The 23,902-nt window shown below is 71.1% G+C and carries 25 protein-coding genes; 8 read left to right on the forward strand and 17 right to left on the reverse strand.

Annotated elements, in window-relative coordinates:
* Positions 1-5: 5 nt before the first annotated feature.
* Complete coding sequence (locus ACXR2U_RS16030; protein ID WP_458826070.1) at positions 6-1,124, reverse strand: LLM class flavin-dependent oxidoreductase; 1,119 nt, start codon at positions 1,122-1,124, stop codon at positions 6-8.
* A 344-nt stretch (positions 1,125-1,468) separates the two neighbouring features.
* Here ACXR2U_RS16030 and ACXR2U_RS16035 point away from each other — a divergent pair, with 344 nt between their 5' ends.
* The 4 genes from ACXR2U_RS16035 (at position 1,469) to ACXR2U_RS16050 (ending at position 6,090) form a co-directional block, all read left to right on the forward strand.
* Complete coding sequence (locus ACXR2U_RS16035; protein WP_458826071.1) at positions 1,469-2,653, forward strand: sugar ABC transporter substrate-binding protein; 1,185 nt, start codon at positions 1,469-1,471, stop codon at positions 2,651-2,653.
* Between the two features lie 76 nt (positions 2,654-2,729).
* Entirely contained in the window at positions 2,730-4,217 is a 1,488-nt protein-coding gene (locus tag ACXR2U_RS16040) for a sugar ABC transporter ATP-binding protein (protein WP_458826072.1), read from the forward strand.
* Positions 4,214-5,365 carry an ABC transporter permease gene (locus tag ACXR2U_RS16045; RefSeq protein ID WP_458826073.1) on the forward strand — a complete coding sequence of 384 codons (1,152 nt, stop codon included), beginning with the start codon at positions 4,214-4,216 and terminating at the stop codon, positions 5,363-5,365. The genes ACXR2U_RS16040 and ACXR2U_RS16045 overlap by 4 nt, the downstream gene beginning before the upstream one ends.
* Entirely contained in the window at positions 5,362-6,090 is a 729-nt protein-coding gene (locus ACXR2U_RS16050) for an SDR family NAD(P)-dependent oxidoreductase (protein ID WP_458826074.1), read from the forward strand. The genes ACXR2U_RS16045 and ACXR2U_RS16050 overlap by 4 nt, the downstream gene beginning before the upstream one ends.
* Positions 6,091-6,096: 6 nt before the next feature.
* Here the strand turns inward: ACXR2U_RS16050 and ACXR2U_RS16055 are convergent, their stop codons facing one another.
* The 3 genes from ACXR2U_RS16055 to ACXR2U_RS16065 form a co-directional block, all read right to left on the reverse strand.
* Positions 6,097-6,936: a TIGR03560 family F420-dependent LLM class oxidoreductase gene (locus tag ACXR2U_RS16055; protein WP_458826075.1), complete on the reverse strand. Its 840-nt coding sequence runs from the start codon at positions 6,934-6,936 to the stop codon at positions 6,097-6,099.
* A gap of 20 nt (positions 6,937-6,956) precedes the next feature.
* A complete protein-coding gene (locus tag ACXR2U_RS16060; protein ID WP_458826076.1) occupies positions 6,957-7,727 on the reverse strand; it encodes an SDR family NAD(P)-dependent oxidoreductase in 771 nt (256 codons plus the stop codon).
* A gap of 123 nt (positions 7,728-7,850) precedes the next feature.
* Entirely contained in the window at positions 7,851-8,624 is a 774-nt protein-coding gene (locus ACXR2U_RS16065; RefSeq protein ID WP_458826077.1) for an SDR family NAD(P)-dependent oxidoreductase, read from the reverse strand.
* Positions 8,625-8,853: 229 nt separating this feature from the next.
* Between ACXR2U_RS16065 and ACXR2U_RS16070 the strand changes: the two genes are divergently transcribed.
* Positions 8,854-9,846, forward strand: a complete 993-nt coding sequence (locus ACXR2U_RS16070) for an amidohydrolase family protein (protein WP_458826078.1) — start codon at positions 8,854-8,856, stop codon at positions 9,844-9,846.
* 6 nt (positions 9,847-9,852) lie between these two features.
* Here ACXR2U_RS16070 and ACXR2U_RS16075 read toward each other — a convergent pair whose 3' ends face one another.
* The 7 genes from ACXR2U_RS16075 to pdhA are packed head-to-tail and all read right to left on the reverse strand — an operon-like array spanning position 9,853 to position 16,314.
* Positions 9,853-10,776 (reverse strand): TIGR03619 family F420-dependent LLM class oxidoreductase, encoded by a 924-nt coding sequence (locus ACXR2U_RS16075; RefSeq protein WP_458826079.1) that lies wholly within the window; start codon positions 10,774-10,776, stop codon positions 9,853-9,855.
* Complete coding sequence (locus ACXR2U_RS16080) at positions 10,773-11,246, reverse strand: hypothetical protein (protein WP_458826080.1); 474 nt, start codon at positions 11,244-11,246, stop codon at positions 10,773-10,775. Before ACXR2U_RS16080 ends, ACXR2U_RS16075 begins: the two co-directional genes overlap by 4 nt.
* Positions 11,247-11,642, reverse strand: coding sequence for a nuclear transport factor 2 family protein (locus ACXR2U_RS16085; RefSeq protein ID WP_458826081.1), 396 nt, complete (start codon positions 11,640-11,642; stop codon positions 11,247-11,249).
* Entirely contained in the window at positions 11,639-12,859 is a 1,221-nt protein-coding gene (locus ACXR2U_RS16090; protein WP_458826082.1) for a cytochrome P450, read from the reverse strand. The genes ACXR2U_RS16085 and ACXR2U_RS16090 overlap by 4 nt, the downstream gene beginning before the upstream one ends.
* 56 nt (positions 12,860-12,915) lie before the next feature.
* Positions 12,916-14,253 carry a dihydrolipoamide acetyltransferase family protein gene (locus ACXR2U_RS16095; protein WP_458826083.1) on the reverse strand — a complete coding sequence of 446 codons (1,338 nt, stop codon included), beginning with the start codon at positions 14,251-14,253 and terminating at the stop codon, positions 12,916-12,918.
* A gap of 1 nt (position 14,254) precedes the next feature.
* Positions 14,255-15,244 (reverse strand): alpha-ketoacid dehydrogenase subunit beta, encoded by a 990-nt coding sequence (locus ACXR2U_RS16100; RefSeq protein ID WP_458826109.1) that lies wholly within the window; start codon positions 15,242-15,244, stop codon positions 14,255-14,257.
* On the reverse strand, positions 15,241-16,314 hold the full coding sequence (gene pdhA, locus ACXR2U_RS16105; RefSeq protein WP_458826084.1) for a pyruvate dehydrogenase (acetyl-transferring) E1 component subunit alpha: 1,074 nt from the start codon (positions 16,312-16,314) through the stop codon (positions 15,241-15,243). Before pdhA ends, ACXR2U_RS16100 begins: the two co-directional genes overlap by 4 nt.
* A 159-nt stretch (positions 16,315-16,473) precedes the next feature.
* On the opposite strand from pdhA, the gene ACXR2U_RS16110 reads away from it, so the two are divergent.
* Both ACXR2U_RS16110 and ACXR2U_RS16115 read left to right on the forward strand, forming a co-directional pair.
* Positions 16,474-17,010: an Lrp/AsnC family transcriptional regulator gene (locus ACXR2U_RS16110; protein WP_458826085.1), complete on the forward strand. Its 537-nt coding sequence runs from the start codon at positions 16,474-16,476 to the stop codon at positions 17,008-17,010.
* Positions 17,011-17,067: 57 nt separating this feature from the next.
* Positions 17,068-18,429 (forward strand): metal-dependent hydrolase family protein, encoded by a 1,362-nt coding sequence (locus ACXR2U_RS16115; protein ID WP_458826086.1) that lies wholly within the window; start codon positions 17,068-17,070, stop codon positions 18,427-18,429.
* A gap of 12 nt (positions 18,430-18,441) precedes the next feature.
* On the opposite strand, the gene ACXR2U_RS16120 is transcribed toward ACXR2U_RS16115, so the two are convergent.
* From ACXR2U_RS16120 to ACXR2U_RS16145, 6 genes are read right to left on the reverse strand one after another with little or no spacing between them, the layout of a single operon-like run.
* A complete protein-coding gene (locus tag ACXR2U_RS16120; RefSeq protein ID WP_458826087.1) occupies positions 18,442-19,188 on the reverse strand; it encodes an SDR family oxidoreductase in 747 nt (248 codons plus the stop codon).
* An 11-nt stretch (positions 19,189-19,199) separates the two neighbouring features.
* Complete coding sequence (locus tag ACXR2U_RS16125; RefSeq protein WP_458826088.1) at positions 19,200-20,426, reverse strand: NAD(P)/FAD-dependent oxidoreductase; 1,227 nt, start codon at positions 20,424-20,426, stop codon at positions 19,200-19,202.
* Entirely contained in the window at positions 20,423-20,725 is a 303-nt protein-coding gene (locus ACXR2U_RS16130; RefSeq protein WP_458826089.1) for a Dabb family protein, read from the reverse strand. The genes ACXR2U_RS16125 and ACXR2U_RS16130 overlap by 4 nt, the downstream gene beginning before the upstream one ends.
* Positions 20,725-20,991 (reverse strand): ferredoxin, encoded by a 267-nt coding sequence (locus ACXR2U_RS16135; protein WP_458826090.1) that lies wholly within the window; start codon positions 20,989-20,991, stop codon positions 20,725-20,727. The genes ACXR2U_RS16130 and ACXR2U_RS16135 overlap by 1 nt, the downstream gene beginning before the upstream one ends.
* Positions 20,992-20,996: 5 nt before the next feature.
* Positions 20,997-22,199 (reverse strand): cytochrome P450, encoded by a 1,203-nt coding sequence (locus tag ACXR2U_RS16140; RefSeq protein WP_458826091.1) that lies wholly within the window; start codon positions 22,197-22,199, stop codon positions 20,997-20,999.
* Between the two features lie 28 nt (positions 22,200-22,227).
* Complete coding sequence (locus ACXR2U_RS16145; RefSeq protein WP_458826092.1) at positions 22,228-22,920, reverse strand: SDR family NAD(P)-dependent oxidoreductase; 693 nt, start codon at positions 22,918-22,920, stop codon at positions 22,228-22,230.
* Between the two features lie 294 nt (positions 22,921-23,214).
* Here ACXR2U_RS16145 and ACXR2U_RS16150 point away from each other — a divergent pair, with 294 nt between their 5' ends.
* Positions 23,215-23,895 carry a ThuA domain-containing protein gene (locus ACXR2U_RS16150; RefSeq protein ID WP_458826110.1) on the forward strand — a complete coding sequence of 227 codons (681 nt, stop codon included), beginning with the start codon at positions 23,215-23,217 and terminating at the stop codon, positions 23,893-23,895.
* The last annotated feature ends 7 nt before the right edge of the window (positions 23,896-23,902 follow it).

The raw sequence follows: 23,902 nt of genomic DNA on the forward strand, positions 1-23,902 counted from the left end.
CGGGGTCAGCCGACCCGGACCCCGGCCGCGACGAGCTTGGGCAACAGGACGTTCCGGAACTGGTCGAGACCCTCGAGGTAGTTCGGCCAGCTGATGGTCACGCCGTCGAGGCCGACGTCGAGGAAGCTCTTCATGCCCTCGACGACCTGGTCGGGTGTGCCGACCAGCGGGATGCTGCCGTAGCCACCGATCAGCCGCGGGGCGAGCGCCTCCCAGTCGGCACTGCTGGAGTTCGGCACCAGGATGTCGAGCAGGTTCCGCACACCTTCGCGGTCGCCCTTGGTCTCGGTGATCTCCTCGTAGAGGGCGTGCGCCTCGTCCTCGTCCTCACGGCAGATGATGTAGGTCTGGCTGAAGACCGAGATGTCGCGGTGGAACTCGTCACGGGCGTACGACTTCACCTTCGCCGCCACCGCGCCCGCCGACTCGACGTCGCCCGCGGCCACGAAGTTGAGGTCGCAGTGCTCGGCGGCGAACTGCATGCCGCGCGGGCTGTTGCCGGCGCTCATCAGCACCGGGCCGGGTGCCTGCACCGGCTTGGGGTCGGAGTACGCGCCCGGCGACCGGAAGTACTTGCCGTCCCAGTCGAACTCACCTTCACGGTCCCAGAGCGCCTTCGACAGCGAGATCCACTCGTCCGCAACGTCGTACCGCTCGTCGTGTGGGAGTTGGTCGACGCCGAACATGCCGATCTCCTTCTCGTTCCAGCCGGCGACGACGTTGAGCGAGAAGCGGCCACCGGATATCCGGTCGATCGTGGCGCAGGTCTTGGCTGCGCGGACCGGGTGAACGGTCGGGATGTGGGTCGTGGAGAAGACGCCGATCTTCTGGGTGACCGCGGCGAGACCCGCCGCCCAGGTGAAGGTGTCGAAGTTGCGGTGGTTGAAGTTCGTGGTGCCGCCCATGCCCTTCCACCGCGCCACCGGGACCATCGCCTCGATACCGCACGCCTCGGCGGCCTGGGCGATCGCGACCGACTCGTTCCACTCGGCCTCGATGACACCGGGAACGTCACTCATCGTCGAACCGTGGCTGCAGTTCGCCGCGAAGACCGCGAGTTTGAGCGGGTTCGGACTGGTGAACACGGGGTTGACGCTCTTCGCGGACTGACGGGTGGTGGCCATGGACCTCTCTGTCCTGTCGAGCGCGCGGTGACACCTGTGGCGGCGGCGTTCCCACGTCGCAGCGGCGTAGTAGGGGTCACCCTAACGCCGGTACCCGAGCCCGACAATGGGCAGATTCCCGGTCCGGCCGACCGACGCAGCAGCGCTGAGTACCGGTCGAATCGCAGGTTCATGCGAGTCGGTAACGACTTGGGCCCGAACCATGGACAAGCCAGCGCACCCCGGCTAGCTTTCGCCCACAGTCCGATAGTCGTTGGTCACCTGACGGCGTGTCCTGAGACCGGGCCGGCGGTGGCTGCACTCCCGTACGGAACACGGTCGACTCCCGACGAAGCGAGGAACCGATGGGCAAGAAGCGCATGTTGGCCGCCGTCACCGCGGCCGCCGTCCTGGCACTCAGCGGCTGCAGTTCAGGCGGGAGCGACGCGGGCGGCGGCAGTGACAGCGGGTCGAGCAGCGCGGGCGTCAAGACGGCCGAGCAGCGCGTCGCCGACTTCACCGCGCACACCGAGACCATGCCGGTCACCGAACCGGTCAAGCTGCCGACGAAGCCGATGACGTTCGTGTTCATGCAGTGCGTGCAGACCGTGTGCAAGGAGATCGGCGACGGCCTCCAGCAGGCATCGGACGCCATCGGCGCGAAGCTGGTCCGCATCACCCACCAGGACACACCCGAAACGGTGCAGCAGGCAGCGGTCAACGCCTTGCAGCAGAACCCGACTGCGGTGTTCTTCTCCGGCGACCCGACCGAGTGGTTCTCGGCGCAGCTGGACGAGATGAAGGCCAAGGGCATCCCGGTCGTCGGTTGGTCGCTCGACGGCGGGTTCACCCCGGACAAGGTCTCGGCGAACCTGCTCAACCAGGACGACTACTACTTCATCGGCGTCCTCGAGGCCGACTGGGTCGTGGCCAAGACCGGCGGCAAGGGCACCTCGCTGCTGCTCAACGTGCCCTCGTACCCCGTGCTCGCCACGGCAGGCAAGGGTTACACCGAGGAGATGAAGCGGGTCTGCCCGGACTGCAAGGTCGAGACCGCCGACTTCACCGTCGACGACATCGTCAGCGGCAACGTCGCGACTGCCGCCGTGGCCGCCCTGCAGCGCGCGCCCGACACCAAGTACATCGTCGGCACCTTCGGTGGTCTGATCACCCAGCAACTGGCGCAGGCCGTCAAGGGCGCGGGCTTCACCGACGTCAAGGCGATCAGCGCGTCGGGCACCGCGTCGAACTACCAGCTCATCAAGGACGGCGAACTGCAGGAGGCGGACCTGGCGCTGCCGAGCAGCTACCTCGCCTGGCGCACCGTCGACGTCACCCTGCGCCTGCTCGCGGGCCAGGAGGTCAACCAGAGCTCGGACAAGCCCGCCTCGGCGGACATCGAGGGCCACCCCGACCTCCGCGCCGGCGGCGTGCCGCAGGAGTTCATCACCAAGGACCAGATCAAGGGCGACGTCACCTCCGTCGACCAGCTCTGGACGCCGGTGGAGAACTACCAGGACGCGTTCAAGAAGCTCTGGGGCGCGTCCTGAGCAGATGCCGACGCTCGACGACGACGGGGGAACAGCGGTGACCAGGACGTCCGCGGCGGACGGGAACGGGGAAGTCGTGGACGTCCTGGACATCCGCTCGCTGTCGAAGAGCTACCCCGGGCAGAAGGCGCTCGACAGCGCGCACCTCACGGTGCGCGCCGGTCAGATCCACGCTCTACTCGGTCAGAACGGCTCGGGGAAGTCCACGCTCATCAAGATCCTGGCGGGCTTCCACAAGCCGGATCCGGGTGCCGACGTCGACCTGTTCGGGGGAACCTCCCACTACGACGGCAGCGGGACGATCGACCAGGACCGGGTCCGGGTCATGCACCAGGACCTGGGTCTGGTCGGGTCGCTCAACGTCATGGAGAACCTCGCGCTCGGTCGGGGGTTCTCCTCCCAGCAGCTCGGTCGCATCCGCTGGGCGGCCGAGCGCCGTCGAGCGCGTGACCTGTTGCACCAGTTCGGCGTCGACCTGGATCCGCGGCGACGGGTCTCCGACCTGGCGCCCGCCGAGGCCTCGGTCGTCGGCCTCGCTCGGGCCATGCAGGACTGGGACCCGCAGGGCGGCCTGCTGGTTCTCGACGAACCCACGGCGACGCTGCCCGGCCCGGAGGTCGCGCGGCTGTTCGACGCCGTGCGCCGCGTGGCCGCGCGGGGCGCCGGGATCCTCTTCGTCACCCACCGGCTCGACGAGGTGTTCGAACTCGGGGACTGGGTGACGGTCCTGCGTGACGGCCGCACGGTCGCGAGCCGTTCGCTCGACGGCCTCGACACCGACGCCCTCGTCGAACTCATCGTGGGTCGGCCGGTGGGCGAGCTGTACGCCGAGCCGCCCGAAGTGCAGGCCGACACCGTCATGCGCGCCGAGAAGGTGTGGGGAACAGTCGTCGAGGACTTCGACCTCGCACTGAACCGCGGCGAGATCGTCGGGGTGGCCGGCATCGTCGGCTCCGGCCGCGAGGAGATCGGCAGCCTGCTCGGCGGCATCGCCCGCCGCGCCGGCGGGTCGCTGCGCGTCGACGACGTCGGGGTCCGAGGCGAGCCCGCGGAGTCGTTGAGAGCTGGCCTCGCCTACGTGCCGGCCGATCGCAAGAACCTCGGTTCGGTGCAGACGGAGTCGGTCGGCGAGAACATCGTGCTGGGGCGGATGCGCTCGCTGTACCGCGCGGGATGGCTGGGCAGCCGTGCCCAGCGCGCCGATGCGCTGGAGTGGATCGAGAAGGTCGACGTGCGCCCGGGCGACCCCGACAAGCCGATGAGCACGCTGTCGGGTGGCAACCAGCAGAAGACCGTGATCGCGCGGGTGCTGCGGGTGCGCCCGAAGGCCATCGTGCTCGACGAACCCACGCAGGGCGTCGACGTCGGCGCCAAGGCCACCATCTACGACCTGCTCGCGGGCGCCGCCCGCGAGGGCGCCGGGGTGGTCGTGTGTTCCTCCGACGCCGAGGAACTCGCCAACATCTGCGACCGCGTCCTCGTCCTGCGGCACGGGCGCCTCGCCGCCGAACTGCACAAGAACCGTTTGACCGTCGATGCGATTGTGGAGCAGACGCTGCGATGACCGAGACGTCCGTCCGTATGCAGAAGAACCAGCCCGAGGGTGGACAACCGGACGCCGGGTCGGCCCGGCGCGCGCCGCGCACGGGCCCGTCCGTGCTCAAGGTGTTCGGCCCCGGCCGCATCTCGATCGTGTACCTGTACGTCCTCGGGTTCGTGCTGTTCTCGATCTGGATCCCCGACGTCTGGCTCAGCGACATCACGCACCGGGCGGTACTCAACATCGCGTTCGCCGTCCCCGGCATCGCGGCGCTCGCGCTGCTGCTGCCGCTCAGTGCCGGCGCGTTCGACCTCTCGATCGCGGGCACGATCAGCGCGACGGCGGTGACCACGGCATCGCTCATGGTCAACAGCCAGTGGGGCATGTGGAGCGCGATCGCCGCGGGCATGGTCGTCGCGCTGCTGGCCGGTCTGGTGAACGGTCTGCTGGTCGTGGTGGTGCGGATCAACTCGTTCATCGCCACCCTGGCGACGAACGCGGTACTGCTCGCGTACGCCGAGTGGAGATCCGGAGGCATCCAGATCACAGGGTTCAGCGAGCAGTACACGAACCTCGCCGGTCGCGACCTGTTCGGCGGCGTGCAGATCAAGGTGCTGTACCTCGCGGTACTCGCGGTGGTCCTCTGGTATGTCATGGAGCACACGCCGTTCGGCCGCTATCTGCAGGCCACCGGTGACAACCCAGCCGCCGCGCGCCTCGCCGGCGTCAAGACCTCCCGCTACGTGTACATCAGCCTGGTCGTCTCGGCGTTGATCGCCGGCGTCGCGGGGGTCATCCAGACCTCGACCATCGGCGCCGGAAGTGCCACGGCCGGCAACTCGTTCCTGCTGCCGGCCTTCGCCGCCGCCTTCCTCGGGGCCACCCAGTTCAAGCGCCGTTTCAACGTGTGGGGCACCCTCGCCGCCATCTGGGTGCTGGCGTCGGGCGTGCAGGGCGTGACCCTCGCCGTCGGCAGCTTCTCGTGGTTGAACAACCTGTTCTTCGGCGTCGCACTCATCGTCGCGGTCGGCATGTCCAGCCTGCTCGAACGGTGGCAGGGCTTCCGAGCCGCCCGGGCGCGCACCGCCGTTGCACGGGGCAACGGCTCTCCACCCCCGTCCGAGTCACCGGCGTCGCCCGCGGCCCCGGTGGCCGACGGCCCTGCCTCGTGAATCGAGCGGTCGTCACGGGAGCGGGCAACGGCATCGGCGCGGTGATCGCCGACCGCTTGCGCGACGAGGGGTTCGAGGTGGTCGGCCTCGACCTGCACGCCTCCGGCGGCGTCCTCGCGTGTGACGTGTCCTCACACGCGGCCGTGCACGCCGTCGCCGCCGACATCGGCCCGGTCGACGTGCTGGTCAACAACGCCGCGATCTGGCGGTTCGGGGCCATCGAGGATGTGACCGTCGAGGACTTCGACGCCGTGCTCGCGGTCAACGTGCGTGGCCCGTTCAACTGCATCCAGGCCTTCGGCGCCGGGATGCGCGCGCGGCGCAGGGGCTCCATCGTCAACATCGTGTCGATCGCGGCTGAGCACGCCAACCCCGGTGTGGGCGCGTACTCGTCGTCGAAAGCGGGGTTGTTGGCCCTGACTCGCGTCGTCGCGGTGGAATGGGGCCGGTTCGGTGTCCGCTGCAACGCCGTCGGCCCGGGCCTGGTGCCCACCGAGGGCACCGGCATCTACGGAGACCCGGACGTGCGGGCCGCGCGCGCCCGCGCGGTCCCGATGCAGCGGCTGGCCGAGCCCGCCGAGGTGGCCGAGACGGTCGCGTTCTTCGCCTCCGACCGGTCGAGCTACGTCACCGGACAGGTCGTCTACGTCGACGGCGGGCTCGGTCACTCACTCATGACCACGCTCCCCCGCCCCGCGGGTGTCGCCTCACCGTCGGTGGAGTGAACGCCCTCAGAGCACGGCGTCGGCGACGGCGCGGCTGACGTCGCGGACCACGGTGGGATCGAAGTCGCGCTGCACGTAGATGATGAGGTGGTCGGCCCCGGCGGCGGCCAACTCGCGCGCCTTGGCCGCGGCGTCGGCCGGGACGGTCGGGTTGAACAGGTGCATCGACACCTCGATGTCGTCGATGTCCCGACCGACGGCGTCGCAGTGTCCCTGCAGCACCTCGGTCTTGGCCCTGAGCCCCTCGGCGGTGTCACCAGGGTAGTTCCACTGGTCGGCCCACGTGGCCACGAGCCCCAGCATCCGCTTCTCCCCCTGCCCGCCCAGCACGAAGGGCGGGCGAGGGGCCTGAACGCCCTTGGGTTCGCACCGTGCGTCGAGCAACTGGTAGTGCTCGCCGTCGAAGGTGGTCGTCTCCTGGGTGAGCAGCGAGTCGATGACGTGGCAGGCCTCGCCGAGCATGTCCATCCGCACGCCCACAGGCGGGAACGCGATGCCGTAGGCCGTGTGCTCCTCCTCGTTCCACGCCGCCCCGAGCCCGATCTCGAGCCGGCCGGCCGAGGCCTGGTCGATCGTCGCGCACATGTTCGCGAGCACCGCGGGGTGGCGGTAGGTCACCCCCGTGACGATCAGGCCGAGCCGCACCCGAGACGTGCGGCCCGCGAGGAACGACAACGCCGTCCACCCCTCGAAACACGGTCCACGGTGGTCGGGCACGTTGATCGGGTAGAAGTGGTCGAACAGCCACGCCGCGTCGATCTCCGGCAGTGACTCGGCGACGTCCCACGCCTCCTGCAACTGGGACCAGGTGACATCCTGCGGCTGCAGCTTGACCGAGAGCCTCATGTGTTCCGTCCCTTCCTCGGCTACGGCGCGATCATGCCTGCGGACAGGTCGATGTCCGCGCCGCAGAGTCCCGTCATGCGCAACAGGCCGACGACGGCGTCGCCGACCTCGTACTCCTCGAGCAAGCGGCCCGTGGCCGCACGTGACACGAACGCAAGCTCGGCGTCGGCCGCACTGGTGCCCGTGGCCTCGGCCTCCAACCGGAAGTTGCGGGCCATGCGGTCGCCGCGCACCGGCCCCGGCGACACGCTGTTGACGGCGACACCCGCCGCGCCGACCTCGAACGCGAGGGTGCGGGTCAGACCGATGAGCGCCATCTTGCTGGCGGTGTAGGGGGTACGCCGGACGAGCGGCCGTTTGCCGCTCACCGAGGCGATCATGACGACGTCGCCAGCGCCGGCCGCCACCATGGCCGGCAGGTAGGCCCGGCTCATGAGGTATGCGCTGCGCACGTTGACGGCGAAGACCTCGTCCCACTCGGAGGGTTCCACGTCGACCAGGCTCTTGACCGGGCCGCCGATCCCCGCGTTGTTCACCAGGATCGAGACGTGTACGCCCGAGGTGCGCCGCGCGAGGTCCGCGACCTCGCCCGGGTCGGACACGTCGCAACGCTCGACGCGGGCGGAGCGGCCGGTGGCCCGGACCAGCAGCGCGCTGGCCTCCAGCGTCGCCGGTGTGCGTCCGACCAGCACGACGTCGGCCCCCGCTGCGGCGAGCGCGATCGCGATCGCCCGGCCGAGGCCGTTGCCGCCGCCCGTGACGAGCGCTGTCCGCCCGGCGAGTGTGGTCACGGCACCCGCACCTGCAGGGCCCGGAGCCGCACCCAGCGCAGCGGCGAGCCGGCGGCGGACGTCGGGACGGAGGAGGTCATCGTCGATCGCCTTCGTGGGTCGGGTCCGGTGGAGGTCTGGAAGTCAGGTCCCGACGGAGTCGACGCTGGCGGGGCGTGACAGCGAACCGAGCGCGGAGATGGTGATGCCGCCGTCGACCACGACGGTCTGACCGGTGATGTACGCACTGGCCTCCCCGGCGAGGAACATGACGGCGCTCGCGACCTCCTCGGCGCTGCCCAGGCGGTTCATGGGGACCTTGCCCTGGCGCAGCGCGCGCACCTCGGCGTCCTCGTAGATCGGTTCGGACATACCGGCGTCGATGAGACCGGGGGCCACGCAGTTCACGCGCACCCCGAGCGGCGCCCACTCCAACGCCATCTGTTGGGTGAGCATGACGATCCCCGCCTTCGACGCGCTGTAGGCACCGGCGAACGGCGCGGCCGCGATGCCGTTGATGGAGGCGATGTTGACGATGCTCGCTTGCGCGGCCGGGTCGACGACGCGGGCGAAGCTGCGACCCACGACGAACATGCCGGTGAGGTTGACGCGCAGCGCCGCCTCCCAGTCAGCCACCTCGAGCCCGAGCAACGGGCCGAAGCGCACGATGCCTGCGTTGCTGACGACCGAGGTCGGCCGTTCCGGCATCGCGTCGAACGCCGCCACCACGCTGGCCTCGTCAGCGACGTCGACCTCGGTCGCCACGGTGTTCCCACCGATCTGCTCGGCCGTACTCCGCGCCGTGGCGAGGTCGGCGTCCCAGATCGCGACGGCGTAGCCTTCCTTGGCGGCGACACGGGCGATGGTCGCGCCGATCCCGCGCGCTCCACCGGTCACCACGAGCCACTTCGTCGCCATTCGCATCTCCTACGCCTCGGCTGTCAAGCCCCCAGCGGCGTCATGGATCTAACGACGCTGCTCGGCGGAGATTACCTGGGGACCCAGCCGGCGTAAACACCCAGGAAGCACCGAGCCTCTCGGGCATCTGTGGCCGATGTAGCCCGCGCACGGGTTCTCGCGAGGTACGCCGTAGTCGGTAGGGTCCAAACGTCCGCGCGCGGTTCGCATCGAAGCCGAGGAGCACGCCATGCCGTCGAGCCCGCCCGTCATCGACGTCCACGCCCACGCCGTGCTCGAGCGCACCATGGGCACGGCGGGAGCAGCAGGACCGGAGTTGGGTGGCACGAGCGGCGCTCCCTGGTTCCGCGTCGGGGGCTACGTCCTGAACGGCGTCCGGTACCGCGGTAGCGCGTTCATGGATCCCGAGCTGCGCATCGCCTCGATGGACGCCCACGGCATAGACCGTCAGTTGTTGTCCCCGAATCCGCTGACCTACTTCACCCGCGATCCGGCGCCCCGAGTCGTCGAGTACTGCACGGCCCACAACGACGAACTCGCCGCGACCGTGGCCGCGCACCCGGACCGCCTCCTGGGCGCGGCGCAGTTGCCGATGCAGGATGTCGACGCCGCGATCGTCGAGCTCCGACGCGCGATCCAGGAACTGGGCCTCAGCGCGGCGTACATCGACACCGATCCGGGCGGCCTCGCCCTCGACGACCCGTCGCTCGACGACTTCTACGCGTGCCTCGTCGAACTCGACGTGCCGTTGTTCGTGCACCCGACCTCCATCGGCGAGGGTGGTCCGCCCGACGATCCGCGGCTGCGCCGGTTCGACCTCGACCTGCTTCTGGGCTTCGCCTACCAGGAGACGCTCGCCGTGGCCGCCCTGGTGTTCGGGGGTGTGCTCGAACGCCACCCCCGCCTCGACGTCTGCCTCAGCCACGGCGGTGGTGCGATCCAGACCCTGATGGGCCGGTTCGGCCGGGCGGCCGAGAAACGCGCCTGGGCCTCGGAGAACCTGCGCCGCGAGGGGTTCGAGGCTGCGCTCGCACGGCTCTGGTTCGACACCCACCTGCACAGCGACATCGCCCTGGCCGGTCTCGCGGAGGTCGTGGGCACGGAACGGCTCGTCTACGGCACCAACTTCGCTGGCTGGGACGCCGACGGGCCCGGCGAGTTCCCGCACGTCGACCCCGTCGTGCTGTCGGGGAACGCGGCCGTGCTGCTGCGCCTCCGCTGACCCCGTTCAGACGAGGGTGACGCCGGCGTCGGCGCAGGCGGCGGCGAGACGCGCCGGTACCGTCACCCAGTCCGCGGCGGAACCGATCTCGCGCCAGAAGTTGGGTTCCACGACCACGGCCGCGAGACCGTGCTGCCTCGTCGCCCTGATCTCGTCGACCACACCGGCGAGGCCGGGGGGTTCCGTGCTGGGCGTCGGCACCGAGGCCTGGAGGAACACCCGGCGGTACACCTGCAGTGGCGCCAGCCCCTCCGGTCGGTCGGCGGCGAGCGCCGCCGCCGTGGCGGCAACCTCGGCCGCGGTGCCGCGCGACGGGTTCCAGATGTCGTACTGCCGCACCGTGCGTGCGAGCCCTGCGACCGAACGCATGCCGGACAGCAGCAGCGGACGTGGGCGCTGCACCGGCTTCGGTCGTACGACCGAAGCCGGGATGTCGAAGAACTCCCCGTGGAACTCGACGGGATCGGGTCCCCAGCACGCGACGAGCGCCTCGATCAGCTCCTGGCTGCGGCGGCCGCGGGTACGCGGGTCGGCGCCGGTGAGTTCATGCTCCTCGTCGCTCCACCCCACGCTGAATCCCGCGACGAGCCGCCCGCCGGACAGCAGGTCGACGGTCGCGAGTCGTTGCGCGAGCGGGACCGGTCGGTGGTAACCCGCGACGAGCACGCTCGTGCCGACCAGCACCCGGTCGGTCCACGCCGCCACGGCGCTCAACGTCTCGGTCGCGGCGAGCGTGCTGCGGTACGGATCGGGGATCGGATGTCCCGGGATGTTCGAGTACCCCGATCGCGGTCGCAGGGGGTAGAACAGGTGCTCCTGCACCCAGAGGCTCCCGAAGCCCAGGGCCTCGGCCGACTGCGCGAAGTCCCGCAGCACCACCCGGTCGACGTGCGCGCCCAGCTGCGGCACGCACAGGCCGACGGTGGTCACGTTCCGGCCGTTGCGTCGACGAGCGTGGCCGTCGACGCCGCGTCGGGCCCGTACAACCCGTGTGCCCCTCGGTGGTCACCGAAGTCGACGCCGGCGATGTCGGCCGTGGCGGCGGCGAACCGCAACCTCCTCGGGCTACCGCCGCCGTGCAGCAGGGGCGGGCCGCCGGGGCGGACGGGCGCCGGCACGGCCCGCAGGTCGCACGCGATGCGCTGCGAACCCTCGACACTCACGGATGATCCGTCCGATCCGAAGGCCGCACGCAGCGTCCGACAGTCTCCTGGAGGCTCGCGATCCGCGTCACCACCGGCCGGGGCGATGAGCGGGGCGAGCGGGGTCCGGACGACGTGGTCGCTGACCTGCAGAGTCGAGGAGCCCGCGGCCCGGATGCGCCGCGCCTCGTCGGCCGAGGCCCGGCGCGACGGGGTCGGGCTCATCGCGAGCGCACCGAACCCGAACGGGTGGACCATCTAGAGCACCCCGGCGAGACTCGCCCGCCACGGCCCGAGGTCGACGTAGTCGCGCACCTCCGTGATGAGCCCCGATGCCGGGTCGGCGACGTACACGCCGCAGCACGCCGCGGCGTACTCGGTCCCGTCGATGACGAACCGGTCGACCCGTTCGGCCACGACGCTGTTCCCGGTCACGGCCTCGGTGAGGACGTCCCAGCGCACCTCGGTGCTGCGGTTGAGGATCGGCCCGAGCAGGTCGCGGATCGCGTCGCGTCCGACCGCCGGGGGGTGCGGCACGTTGCCGTAGCGGGCGTCGGGTGCGAAGCAGGCTACGACGGCGTCGAGGTCGCGGGCCGCGACGGCCGCGAGGAACCGGTGGAAGGCCGCGGCCGCAACCTCCGCACCGGCGGTCACCGAGCGAACACCACGGGGTACGTGGCGAAGTTCTCACGCTGTGACGACGGGTCGAGCGTCGGCGGCCGGTCCGGGTCCGGGCGCGCGCCGTGCGCGAACAACGCCTGCAGCATGAGGGTCACCGTGCCGAACACGGGTTCGTGCTCCTCGCCGCGCTCGACCGTCGGAGGCACGCCGCCGTCGAGTTCCATGCCGATGCACGCGTGCGCGCCGCCCCCGAACGAGTGACCCCACGGCGAGACACCGTCGGGGATCTCGCGGTCGGGTCGGAAGTGCGCGGCGTCGTCGCCCCACACACGGACGTCGGCGTTCGCGGCCGTCAGGTCGAACTCGACCAGGCTGTCCAGCGGGAGTTCGCGGCCCGACTTCAACGTCACGTCGGCCATGGCCCGCCGCCACGCGACCGGCGAGGCGGGGTGCAACCGCAACGTCTCGTGTACGCACCGTTGCACGAACAGCGGGTCGTCGAGCCGTGCGGCGAAGCCGGGCTCGTCGATGTGGGAGAAGACCTCGTGCGCCGCGTGGGTGAACAGGTTGGCCGTGCTGTGCGAACCCGCCTGCAGGTAGAACGCGACCTCACGACGGATCACGTCGCGGTCGATGCCGAGTTCGTCCTGGTGCCGCAGGACCGCGAGCAGGACGTCGCGCGGGAGGTCGGTCTCCTCGATGCGGCCGGCGGCGAGATCGCCGAGCAGCGCCGCCCGCCGGACGATCGACGGTTCGAGGAACATCGCGTCGAACTCCTGCATCGCGACGTCGACCTCGGCGGCGACCTCCTCGCGCGGACGGGTCGAGTGCACGACGGTGGCACCGCCGGAGAACACGTGCGCGAAGTGCTCGAGGGCGTCGGACGCCTCCTCGGTGGCGGGCGGGTCGATACCCGCGACCAAGCCGGTGAGGTACATGATCGTGCGCCGCCCCAGCCGGGCCAGGTCGGCCCGCCCGGCCGCGAGTGGGCCCGCCATGGCCCCCTCGATCGTGCCAGGCACCAGGTTGAGCTCCCACCAGCGGAAGGTCCCCCGTCGGAACAGGCGGTTCTCGACGCGGCGGCGCACCTTGTGCTCGTCGCCGTGCAGGGTGATCAACGACCCCGACATCACCGCGCCGCCCGCGTCGTACAGCGCCTGCTTGAGGTCGCGCTGCCGGAACGCGTCGCGCACGTCGGCGTGCGAGGTCAGCACGACCCGCTCCGTGCTGACCCGGGTGTCGGGAGACATCGGTGCTCCAAGCTCTCGAGGAAGGCGTTACCGGACTGACGACGGCCCGGTCAGTCTCACACCCACGCGAGCGCCTGGCCAGGGTCGTGCAGCAACGCGGCCACGTCGGCGAGGAACTGCGAACCCTGGGCACCGTCGACGAGGCGGTGGTCGAACGACAGACCCAGGGTCGTGACCTGACGGACCGCGAGGGCGTGGTCGACGACCCACGGTCGCTCCGACACCGCCCCCAGGCAGACGATGGCCGACTGGCCGGGCGGCAGGATCGGCGTGCCGGTGTCGATGCCGAAGACCCCGATGTTCGTGATGGTCATCGTGCCGCCCGCCAGTTGCGCCGGGGTGACCGCGGCGCTGCGGGCCGCATCGACGACCTCGGCGATCGCCGCGGCCAGGGCGGGGAGATCGAGGCGGTCGGCGTCGGGCACCACGGGCACCAGCAACCCGCGGTCGGTGGCACTGGCGATGCCCAGGCCGACGTGGTGCCGGAAGACGATCTCGTCGTGCTCCGCGTCCCAGGAACTGTTGATCTCCGGAGTTCGACGTGCGGCGAGGCACATGGCCCGGGCCAGCAGCGTCATCGGCGACAACCGCAGCCCGCGGTACTCGCGGCGCGCGCGTAGCCGCTCGAGCAGGTTCATCGTGGCCGTGACGTCGACGGTCACGAACTCGGTGACGTGCGGAGCGGTGAACGCGCTCTCGACCATCGCGGCCGCGGTGCTCCGGCGCACGCCCCTGATCGGCACACGGGTTTCGCGTGCACCCTGCGACGGTTCGACGGCCCGAACGGTGGCCGGCCCACCGTCGTTCCGGAGGCCCGCACCGACGGCGGCGCTGACGTCGGCGCGGGTGATCGACCCGCCCGGGCCACTGCCCGCGAGCCCGGCGAGGTCCACGCCGAGGTCACGCGCGAGCTTGCGCACCGGCGGGGTGGCACGGGGCCGCGAGGACGCAGGCGGCGGTGACGACGTCGGCGCGGCGGGCCGGGGCCGTTCGGCTTCGCCTCGGCCGTACCGCCGCGCGCTCACCCGGCCACGGCGCGGGCCGGAACCGGTCCTGGGGCCGGCGCCGACCAGGATCGCGGTCCGCTCGTCGGAGACGGTTCCCGTCGACGACGCGGGTACTTCCGGCGCCGGCAACCCGCCCGGCTCGCCGATCCGGATGATCGGCGTGCCCACGGCCACGGTGGCGCCCTCGGCGACCAGCAGGTCGAGGACCACCCCCGTGAACGGGCTGGGCAGCTCGACCAGCGACTTCGCCGTCTCGATCTCGACGATCACCTGGTTGACCGTGACGGAGTCACCGGTGCGCACGTGCCAGGTGACGATCTCGGCCTCCTCGAGGCCCTCCCCCACGTCGGGAAGCCGGAACTCCGCTGCGGTGCGCACGGCGGTCACGTCAGAACCCCATCGTGCGTTCGACCGCGTCGAGCACGCGGTCGACGTCGGGCAGGTAGTCGTCCTCGATCCGGCTGGCCGGGTAAGGCGTGTCCCAGCCCGTGACCCGCTGCACCGGTGCCTCCAACACGTAGAAGCAGGTCTCGGTGATGCGTTGGCCGAGCTCGGCGCCGAGCCCGCCGCTGCGCGGTGCCTCGTGCACGACGACGGCCCGGCCGGTCTTGCCGACCGAGGCCTGCACCGTCGGCCAGTCGACCGGCGCGAGCGAGCGCAGGTCGACCACCTCCAGGGCGACGCCGTCGGCCGCGGCTGCCTCGGCCGCGTCGAGGCAGGTGGTCACGGTCGGGCCGTAACAGAGCAGCGTGCACGCGTCACCGGCCCGGCGGACCACCGCCGCGTCGAGGGGTGGCCGGCTCGACAGGTCACCGTCGGTGTCGACCTCGCCCTTCTGCCAGTACCGGCGCTTGGGTTCGAGGAAGATCACCGGGTCGTCGCAGCGCACGGCCTGTTGGAGCATCCAGTAGGCGTCGTCGGCGGTGGCCGGGCTGACCACGCGCAACCCGGGCGTCGACGTGAAGTACGCCTCCGGCGACTCGCTGTGGTGCTCGACCGATCCGATGCCGCCACCGAAGGGCAGACGGATCGTCACCGGCACCTGCAGGGCTCCCCGCGAGCGGTACCGCATCCGGGCGAGCTGGACGACGATCTGGTCGAAGGCCGGGAACACGAAGCCGTCGAACTGGATCTCGACCACCGGGCGGAACCCGTACAGGGCCATGCCGATCGCGGTGCCGACGATCCCGGACTCCGCGAGCGGCGAATCGAGCACACGGGCCGACCCGAAGTCCTTCTGCAGGCCGTCGGTCACGCGGAAGACGCCGCCGAGGCGCCCGATGTCCTCACCCATGAGCACGACCTGCGGGTCGTCCTCCAACGCCCGGCGCAGGCCGGCGTTGACGGCTCCGGCAAGCGGAAGTGTCGGCACGGTCAGCCCTCCATGATCGCGGCGAGTTCCGCACGCTGCGCGCGGAGGTCGTCGGTGAGCTCGGTGAGGACGTCGTCGAACATCGAGCCGGGCTCGGGATCGGGCAGCGCCTTGCAGCCCTCACGCATGCGGTCGGCCAGAGCGGTCGCCTCGGCGCCGATCGACGCGGCGACCTCGTCGGTGAGAACTCCCCGCGCGCTCAGGTGTTCCACCATCCTCGCGAGCGGATCGCGCGCGCGCCAGTGTTCGACCTCCGCGCCGTCGCGGTACTTGGTCGGGTCGTCCGAGGTCGTGTGTGCACCCATCCGGTAGGTGACGGCCTCGATGAGCGTCGGCCCCTGGCCCGCCCGCGCCCGGTCGAGCGCCTGACGGGTGGCGGCGTACACCGCGACCACGTCGTTGCCGTCGACGCGGATCCCCGGGATGCCGAAGCCGGAAGCCCGCTGCACCAACGGGATCCGCGTCTGGAGTGCGAGTGGTTCGGAGATCGCCCACTGGTTGTTCTGGCAGAAGAACACGACGGGTGCCTGGTAACTCGCCGCGAAGACGAACGCCTCGTTGACATCGCCCTGGCTCATCGCGCCGTCGCCGTAGTAGGCGACGGCCGCCTGGTCACGCCCAGGCTCGCCCGTGCCGACCCGGCCGGCGTGGAGCGCACCCATGGCCCAGCCCGCGGCGTGGAGGGCGTGCGCTCCGATGATGACCTGGTAGCCGTACATGCCGTGGGCGTTGGCATCCCACGCCTGGTGGCCGGTGCCGCGCCAGAACCGCAGCATGTGCACGGGATCCACGCCGCGACACCAGGCCACGCCGTGTTCCCGGTAGGTGGAGAAGGCGAAGTCCTGCCCCTGCAACGCGCGACCCGAACCGATCTGCGCGGCCTCCTGGCCGAGCAGCGGCGCCCACAGGCCCAGTTCCCCCTGCCGTTGCAGGGCGGTGGCCTGCTCGTCCAGGCGGCGGACCATCACCATGTCCCGGTACAGCGCGAGCTTGTGGTCATCGGACAGGTTGTCGACCAGGCCCGCCGCGCTCACCGCGCTGCCGTCCGGCGCGATCAGGGTGAGGACGTCGTCCACGCGGTCCCACCTTTCCTCGCCGGGTCACGGCGTTGACAGGCTCGGATAGTGGTGGTGAAGCTAGCTACGCGTGGCGACGACGGTCAACAGGTGGCCTGCGAGGTGGGCCAACGGTCCAGCCCGGACCCTCGGGCAGCACGGACGGGAAGGTGGTGAGCTGTGTCGTTGGACCAGGTCGACTGCGCGGTACTGGGCGAGGTCCTGCGCCGGCCGCGGGCCGCGGTGCGGGAGTACGCCCGCACGCTGGACCTCGCCCGGGGCACCGTGCAGGCCCGGATCGACCGGTTGCTGCGGCGCGGCGTCATCCGCGACTTCGGGCCCACCGTCGACCTGCCGGCGCTCGGGTTCCCGGTGCTGGCCTTCGTCCACCTCGACCTGAAGCAGGGGCGGCTCGAAGAGGTGGTGACCGCGCTGTGCGCGTTCGCGCAGGTCGTCGAGGCGCACTCGACCACCGGCGACGCCGACCTCCTGTGTCGCGTCGTCGCCCGTGACCACGCCGACCTAGAGACCGTCATCCAGTCCGTGCTCGGCATCCCCGGCGTGGTGCGCACCCGGTCCGAGATCGCCCTGTCCGAACGGGTCTCACGCCACGATCTGGACCTGCTCGACGTGGTGGCACGGGACGCCAAACCCAGTACGCGCAGTGGTTCCTCGCTCGGTGCCACGGCTGCGGCCCCTCGATTTCACGACCAGTAGTCGTTAGGCTCCTAGCATCCCACTGTCGGGACGCGGACCCGGGTCAGGAGCGAGATCGTGCCGAACAGCATCCTCATCACCGGCGGCCGTCTCGTCGACGGGAACGGCGGGGTGCCCGTCGACAACATCGGAGTGCTGGTCGAGGGCGACGTCATCACGGCGGTGGGGCAGGCGGCGCTGGACGAGGTCGCGGCCCGCGGAGTCGACGAGCGGATCGATGCAACCGGTAAGACCGTCATGCCGGGCATGATCGATGCCCACACCCACCTGTCCTTCGGCGAACCCACCGGGAACGACGAGCTGTTCTTCCACCGCACCGAGGCGTACAGCTCGATGCTCTCGGCCTACAACGCCCGCAAGGTGTTGCGCGCGGGCGTCACCGGCGTCATGGATGCCGACTGCCTCTGGAACATCGGCGTCGAGCTGCGTGACGCGATCGAGAACGGCATCGTCGAGGGGCCACGCATGCGTTCCGGCGGCCAGGCCCTCATGACCTCGCTCGGCGGCACGGCCGGGCGGCTCATCCGCGACGAGGGCACCACCGGGTACGCCACTGTGGTCCACAACCGCGACGGCATCGTCAAGGAGATCCGTCGGCAGATCAAGTACGGCGTCGACTGGATCAAGATCATGGCCACCGGGTTGATCCCCACCATGAAGGGCCCCGAGGTCAAGGTCTGGTCGCTCGACGAGATGCGCGCGGTCACCGAGACCGCCCACGAACTCAACACCCGCGTCGTCGCGCACTGCCGCAACTCGGCGAGCACGCTCGAGGCCGCACGCGCCGGCGTCGACCTGATCTACCACGCCTCCTACATGGACGACGAGGCGCTCGAGGCGGTCGTCGAGTCCGGGTCGAAGCTGTGCCCCACGTTCACGCTCCTGGGCAACCTCGCCGACTACGGCGCCAAGATCGGCTCGGCCCCCGAGCTGCTCGACGTGTTCCGCGCCGAGATCGAGGTGACGGCCAAGCAGCTGGCGAAGGCGCACGCCGCGGGCGTGACGCTGATCTGCGGTTCCGAAACGGGATTCGCCGTCACGCCGGTGGGTGAGTGGCACGCCCGCGAGCTCGAGATGATGGTCGAGTACGTCGGGCTCAGCCCGATGGAGGCCATCACGACCGCGACGCGGAACGGCGCGTTCGCGATGCGGATGGACGGGAGGATCGGGACCGTCGAGCAGGGCATGGCGGGCGACGTCATCGTGGTCGACGGCAACCCGCTCGACGACATCACGATCCTGCAGGACAAGGCGCGGATCAGTGAGGTGGTCGCCCGCGGCAAGCGCATCGATCTCGTCACGCCCATCCCCGAGCGCACGGTCAGCGCGAGTGAGCAGGTCCGGTTCCTCGCCTCGTGCCCACTGACCCGCTCACTCGCCCTCACCGAGGACGATCTGGAGAAGCTCTCCCACGTCTGAACGTCCTCCAGGTCAGAACAGGGCGCGGTCGAGCCCGCCGTCGACGGGGATCGCGGCGCCGGTGAGGTAGCGCGCCTGCTCGGAGCAGAGGAAGGCGATCAGCGCGCCGAAGTCGTCCGGTCGACCCAGGACACCCGCAGGGATCTGGGCGATCTCGTCGGCGAGGCCTTCCTGGAAGACCGCCGCGACCCGCGCGGTGTCGTGCAGGCCCGGCAGCACCGAGTTCACCGTGACGCCGTCGGCCGCGACCTCGCGCGCCAGGGTCTTGAGGAATCCGGTGGCGCCGGCGCGCGCGGTGTTGGAGAGGATGAGGCCCGCTATCGGCTGCCGCACAGCGATCGACGTGATGGCCACGACCCGGCCGAAGCCCTGCTCCCGCATCGCCGGCACGGCGGCATAACACATCCGCACCACCGACAGCAGGCTCAGCTCCAGCGCCTTCTGGTAGTCCGCCGGGTCGGTGCCGGCGAAGTCGCCGGGTCGCGGTCCGGGGCCGTTGGTGACGAGGATGTCGAGACCACCGAGTGCTTCCCGCGCCTCGTTCACGAAACGCTCGCCCGCCTCGGGCGAGGACAGGTCGACCGCCAGGCCCACCGCGCCGTCGCCCAGCGCCGCGAGCGGCTCGATGAGGCTCTCCTGGCGCCGGGCGCAGATCGCGACCCGGGCACCTTCCGCCGCGAGGGCCGCGGCGGCGGCGAGACCCAGGCCGGCGCTCGACGCGGCGACGGCCGCACGCTTGCCGGAAAGACCGAGATCCACGGGTGTTCCTCTCAGTGGGCGGGCACGGCGGCGAGATCCCGCAGGTCCACGGCCGGGTCGGCCAGCAACTCGGCCCGCACCGGCGACCGGTTCTGGATGAGGGCCGCGGCGCGACGCACCTCGCGAGGCCGCCGACTGCCCGCGGCCGAGACCACGCGGTCACCGACCATGCCGAAGACCACGCCGTCGAGCGCGGCCGGATCGCCCCGGACCACGTGTTCGGACGCGAGATCCGGCCACCCGCTCACCTGGAGCTGAACGTCGTACTGGTCCGACCAGAACCACGGGACCTCGTCGGACGGGCGGCTCGAGGTGCCCGCGACGACCGCCGCCGTGTGTGCGGCCTGCCGGTCGGCGGACTGCCAGTGCTCGACGCGTCGGTGTGCGCCGAGGTGCGGGAAGAACCGTTCGGCGACATCCCCCACCGCGTGGACGCCCGGGGCCGACGTCCGGCCGTCGGCGTCGACGACCACTCCACGCCGGGTGTGCAGGCCCGCGGCACGGGCGAGCCGGGTGTCGGCGGCCGCGCCGACACCTGCGACGACCAGGTCGGCGTCGAGGGTGGCGCCTGCGGCGAGGTGCACGCGCGAACGGCCTGCGGATCGTTCGACGGCGACGACCTGTTCGCCCAGCCGGAGGTCGACTCCGTGCGCACGATGCAACGATGCGACGGCGGAGGCCAAGGTCTCACCGACGGCGCGCAACATCGGGGCGGTCTCCGGCTCCACCGCCGTCACCTCGTACCCGCGCCCGACCAGCCCAGCGCACAGTTCGGCGCCGACGAGACCGAGGCCGATCACGACCGCCCGCCCACCCGGGTGCGCCGCGATCCGCTCGGCGTCGTCGCGGGTCCGCAGCACCGCGACGCCGTCGGCGCGGGCCACCGGGAGGCCGCGGGCGACGGATCCGGTGGCGAGCACCAGATCGGTGTAGGAGAGCGACGATCCGTCGCCGAGCGCGACCTCGCGGGCATCGAGGTCGACACCGTGGACCGCGGCACCGAGCCGCAGGTGCACCCCTGCCCCGGCGTAGGCGTCCGCGCCCGCGACGAGGAGGTCGTCAGCGGTGCGCGTGCCCGCGAGGAAACCCTTGGAGAGCTGAGGCCGTTCGTACGGCAGGTACGGCTCGTCGCCCAGGAGGACGATCTCGCCGGTGTAGCCCTGTTCGCGTAGGGTCAGGGCGCACCGGGCGCCCGCCTGGCCCGCTCCGACGACGACCGTCCGCAGCGGGGGTGTCACGGCATCTCGGTCTGCACGGCGGCGCGCTCGGCGAGGAACGGCTTGATGTACCGGGCGATGAGTTCGAGGTGGCGCGGGTCGACCGCATAGCGCCGGTAGGCCCCGGCGTCGGGGAAGTCCACCACGACGACGGTGTCGAAGCTGCCCTCGCTCACACCTGCGTCGCTGCCGACCTGCAGTTGCGCGCCCAGATCGGCGATCTGCTCACCGAACACGCGCAACGCGCCGACGGCTGCGTCCCGGTCCGCCCGCGGGGTTCCCGGTGCCCAGCGGAACATGACGACGTGGCGAAAGCCCATCAGTCGAGCTCGATCTCGTCGTCGCCGTCGAAGACGCGGATCGCGCCGGACGGGCAGGTGCGGGTGATCTGGATCAACCGGGTGCGGTCGAAGGTGCTCGCGAGCGACGTGGCGTGGGCGATCTCGTCGTCGTCGAACTCGAAGGCTCCGGGGGCGTCGGCGACGCACTTGCCCGAGCTGATGCAGGTGTCCTCGTCGACCTCGGCGCGGACGGCCATGGCGGGAATCCCTTCGTCGATCGTGCCGGACGGTGCGGTGCGGACCACCGGACTCAGCCCAGCAGGACGGGGTACTGCGACCAGTACGGCCGGGTGGTCGCGGTGTCGCGTGTCGGGGCGTGCTCGGGGTCGCGGCGCACGCCCGCCTGGAAGAAGCGTTGGACGGCCACGGGGACCAGCCCGAACAGGTGCTTGTCGCCGGGGTCGTCGTCACCGGCCGCCACCACGCCCGCGGCGAGGTCCTGGCCGATGCAGACGTGCATCCCGGCCGCGAAGCTCAGCCCGAACGGCGCGACGCCGTCGGGGGTGACGCGTGTGGGGTCGAACGTCGCCGCGTCGTCGCCGAACACGGAGGCATCGCGGTTCACCGAGACCAGGTCGACGGTCACGAGGTCACCCTCGTGGATCTCGGCGCCCGAACGCAGCGTCACGTCGGCCATGGCCCTCCGGACCCCGGTGGGGCTCGACGGGTTGAGCCGGATCGTCTCGTGCACGCACCGTTGCACGAACAGCCGGTCGTGGCACAGTCGTTCGCGGTCCTCGGGGTGGGTGTCGAGCCAGCCGAGCGCGAGGTCGATCGTGCGGACCAGCGCGGTGGCCGAGGTGTGCGCGCCGGCCAGCAGGAAGAAGGCGATCTCGCGTGTCAGCGTCGCCTGGTCGAGGCCCAGCTCGGCGTGGTGCAGCAGAAGCGCGCTCAGGATGTCGCGGGGCACCGCGCCCTCGTCCAGCCCACCCGCTGCGACCTGCGCCAGCAGATCGCTGCGCCGGTCGATCGAGGGCTGCAGGAACTCGACCCGCCACTTCTCGAGTTGATCGGCGATGACCGCGGCCCGCTCCCCCCGGTCCAGCGTCGAGTGTCCGAGGGTCGCCCCCTCGATGAAGTACTGAACGTATTCGTGCAACCGCGCGGTCTCCTCCTCGTCCCCGCGTGGCCGGTCGACGCCGGCCGTCACCGCGGCGAGGTTGAGCATGAGCGCGTGGCCGAAGTGCACGAGGTCGGTGCGGCCCGCCGCGATCACCGGCGCGAGGGTGCGCTCGACGACGTCGGGGAACAGGTCCCGCTCGTAGTGGTCGAAGGTCTCACGCCGGAAGGTCCGGTTCTCCAGCCGCCGACGCTGCTTGTGCTCGTCGCCGTGCAGGTTCACCAGCACGCCGGTCATGACGACGCCGGCCGCGTCGTACAGGCCCTGCCGCAACTGCTTGTTGCGGTAGATCTCCCGGGCCTCGCTGAACGTGTCGATCACGACGTCGGTCATCGGTTTCCTCCTCGGTGCGGCGGGCGGTTCAGCATGCGGTCCAACCACCGTCCACAGCGAGCGTCACCCCGGTGACGTAGGCGGCCTCGTCAGAGAGCAGGAACGCCACCGCGTTCGCGATGTCGAGCGGCTCTCCGTGGCGGCGCATGGGGATGCGGTTGGTCATCCACTCGAGCATCGCCGGGTCGGAGAACCGGACCTCGGTCATCGGTGTGCGGATGAGCCCGGGCGCGACCGCGTTGATGCGGATGCCGCTCGCCGCCAGTTCGACGGCGGCGGCGCGGGTCAGCCCGGTGACCGCGGCCTTGGCCGCCGCGTAGTGCACCTGGTCGGCGACGGCGTGGGTCGCGTTCACCGACGCCATGCTCACGACGGCCCCGGCCCGGTCCTCGGCGAGCCACCGGCGCGACAGCTCCCGGACGCCGACGAACCCGCCTCGAACGTGGATCGCCAGCATGCGGTCGAACTGCTCGACCGTCATCTCGGGGATCGGACTGCGGTCGCGGATGCCGGCACAGTTGACCAGGGCGTCGATCGGCCAGAGCCGTTCGACGAGCTCCAGCCACCCGGCCTCGTCGGCCACGTCGAGCAGGTGTCCGCCCTCGGGTGGGAGCAGGTCAGCGGTCTCGACGTCCCAACCACGCTCCGCCAACAGCGCGGCCGTGGCCGCGCCGATGCCCGAGCCCCCGCCCGTCACCAGGACCCGCCGAGGGTCAGCCACGTCGGTGCCCCCCTGTCGGCTCGCCGTGCGGTCGATGCGTCGTCGTCATCCTGACGACGCATCGAGATGGTAGGGCCCGCCCGACCCGTCGGTCCACGGTTCCGACTGGATCCGTTTCGGATTCGTTGCGGTGGTCCACGCCTCGTGCCAGGGCCGGACGGGCGGTGGACACGCTCCGTCCCCCCGGCTACGTTGCGGGAGAGACCGAGGTCGTCAGCACACTGACGACCACATCGACCACGTGGGAGCGGGACCATCGAAACCCGAGGGACGACCCGGCCGACCGCCGTCGTCCTGTCCGGTGGGGTCACCCACGACTTCCCGGCGCTGAACGCCGAGGTCTCCCACCTGCTCGACGAGGTGGGTTTCGACGTCACGGTGCGCGAGGACGTTCTCCCGGCCCTCGACGACCTCGACGGGGTCGACCTGCTGGTGGTCAACATGTTGCGCTGGCGGATGGACGTCGAGCGTTACCTCGACCGTCGGGCCGAGTTCGGCATCGAGGTCGACCCGGCCACTCAGCGGGACGTCGAGGCGTGGGTGTACGCCGGCGGCGGCGTGCTGGCGTTGCACGCTGCATCGATCTGCTTCGACGGGTGGCCCGGCTGGCGTGACCTGGTCGGCGCCCGGTGGGACTGGGAGACCTCCCACCACCCGCCGCTCGGGCCGGTCGAGGTGACGGTGCACCCGGAGCGGCACCCGGTCGTCGCGGGACTGCCGTCGTCGTTCACCGTCGACGACGAGGTCTACGGCTTCCTGGACGAAGCCGACGACGTCGTCCCGCTCGCCACGGCGACGCACTCCGGCCGCGACCACCCTCTGGTCTGGGCGCGCACGATCGGCGCGGGTCGGGTCGTCCACGACACCCTCGGCCACCACGTCCCGACCTACCGCAACGAGGTCCAGCGGCGGATCGTCCAACGCGGCGCGCTGTGGGTCATCGGCCGGTCCGACTCCGAACTGGCCGCGCTGTGAGCGCCGA

Source organism: Jatrophihabitans sp. YIM 134969, assembly GCF_054456675.1.